This window comes from uncultured Amaricoccus sp. (genome assembly GCF_937858865.1).
Taxonomy (GTDB): domain Bacteria; phylum Pseudomonadota; class Alphaproteobacteria; order Rhodobacterales; family Rhodobacteraceae; genus Amaricoccus.
The window spans coordinates 1-1,717 of the sequence record NZ_CALLYO010000382.1 but is presented as its reverse complement, the minus strand read 5'-3'; the positions used below and the strand labels follow the sequence as shown (position 1 = coordinate 1,717).

The following is a 1,717-nucleotide window of genomic DNA, read 5'->3' as shown; positions in this document are numbered from 1 at the left end:
TGCCCTGGGGGAGCCTTCCCCGCAGCGACTACAAGTCGAGGCTCGTCGACTGGTCGGGGGCGGCGGACTGAGAGCAAGGGGGGAAGGACGTGCGCAAGCTGCAGACGCAAGGGGTGCATCACATCACGCTGACCGGCGCCGACCGGCAGACCTCGATCGACTTCTGGGAGGGGGTGCTCGGCATGCCCTTCGTCTTCGAGCAGCCGAACCTCGACCGGGCGAGCGAGAGCCATCTCTACTTCGATCCGGGCGACGGGCGGCTGATCACCGTCTTCACCGACGAGAGCCGCAAGCCCGACGGGCGGCGCACGCCGACCGAGCCCGGCTGCGTGCATCACCTCGCCTTCGCGGTCAGCGCGGCGACCTTCCGCCAGGCGGTGGAGCGGCTCGACGAGCGGGCGATCCAGCACTCGGGCGTGAAGGACCGCGGCTTCATGGATTCGATCTACTTCAAGGACCCGCTCGGGCTGCTGATCGAGCTGGCCGCCTACCGCTTCGAGCCGCCCTGGGGCTGGACGCACGCGCAGGTGCTGATGGAGGCGCATCGGCTGCGCCTGGAGCGGGGCGACTATGCCATCGCCGAGGTCCACCTCGCCGACGCCATCGAGCGGCTGACGGCGCGAAACCGCGAGAGCCTGTCCGACGACCGCGCCCCGAAGGACCCCTACGCGTCGAAATAGGTCGGAAGACAAGCACAAGGGAGGAAGGAATGAAGCTCTACATGCACCCCGCCTCGATCACCAGCCGCATCGTGCGGCTCTACATCGCCGAGAAGGGGCTGAAGGTGGACGAGGAGGTGGTGGATCTCTTCAGCGGCGCGCACCATCAGGAGCCCTTCGTCACGCTCAACCCCAACCGCCTGGTGCCGGTGCTCGAGGACGGCGACTTCCGGCTGACCGAGAGCGCGGCGATCCTCATCTACCTCGCGGAGAAGAACGGCTTCCCCGAGATGCCCTCCGATCCCGCCGACCGGGCCAGGGTGAACGAGGTGATGCACTGGGCGAGCTTCAACTTCTACCGCGAGTGGGGCTACAACCTCGGCTATCCGCAGCTCTTCCCGCACCACAAGCGGCCGAGCGACGAAGCGCACCGGGTGGTGGTGGAGTGGGGTCGGGACAAGGCGCGCTTCTGGCTGCAGGTGCTCGACGGCCACTGGCTCGGCGACGGGCGTGCCTGGCTGACCGGCGAGGCGATCACCGTCGCCGACTACTACGTCGGCGGCCTGGTGGCGCTCGGCGACATCATCCGCTGGGACTTCGCCGCCACCCCCAATGTCGCGGCCTGGCTCGGGCGGGTGAAGGGGCTGGCGCACTGGGCCGAGGTGAGCGCGGCGCTCGACGGCTTCGCCGCGTCGCTGAAGGAGCGCGAGTTCGTCACCGGCTGACCGGCGCCCGCCGGGCGCCTTCCGACGCTCCTTTGCATTCGCCGCGGCGGCGCGCTATCAGGCGCGCGACTTGGAGCGGAGCGGCGGATGATCCTCTACCCGGCGATCGACCTCAAGGACGGGCGGTGCGTGCGCCTGCTCCGCGGGGCGATGGAGAGCGCGACCGTCTTCGGCGAGGATCCGGCGGCGCAGGCCGCGGCCTTCGTCGCCGCAGGGTGCCGGTGGCTGCATCTCGTGGACCTCGACGGCGCCTTCGCCGGGCGGCCGGTGAACGCGGCCGCGGTCGAGGCGATCCTCGCCGCGGTCGGGGTGCCGGTGCAGCTCGGCGGCGGG

3 protein-coding genes are annotated in these 1,717 nt (G+C 70.3%); all 3 read left to right on the top strand.

All coding sequences use genetic code 11. The features are described 5' to 3' along the window. Positions 1-89 precede the first annotated feature (89 nt). Positions 90-680, top strand: a complete 591-nt coding sequence (locus Q0112_RS11070) for a VOC family protein (protein ID WP_297975200.1) — start codon at positions 90-92, stop codon at positions 678-680. A gap of 29 nt (positions 681-709) precedes the next feature. Continuing rightward, on the top strand, positions 710-1,384 hold the full coding sequence (locus Q0112_RS11065; RefSeq protein ID WP_297975199.1) for a glutathione S-transferase family protein: 675 nt from the start codon (positions 710-712) through the stop codon (positions 1,382-1,384). An 87-nt stretch (positions 1,385-1,471) separates the two neighbouring features. Further along, a partial coding sequence (locus tag Q0112_RS11060; protein ID WP_297975196.1) for a HisA/HisF-related TIM barrel protein occupies positions 1,472-1,717 on the top strand: 246 nt, incomplete at its 3' end.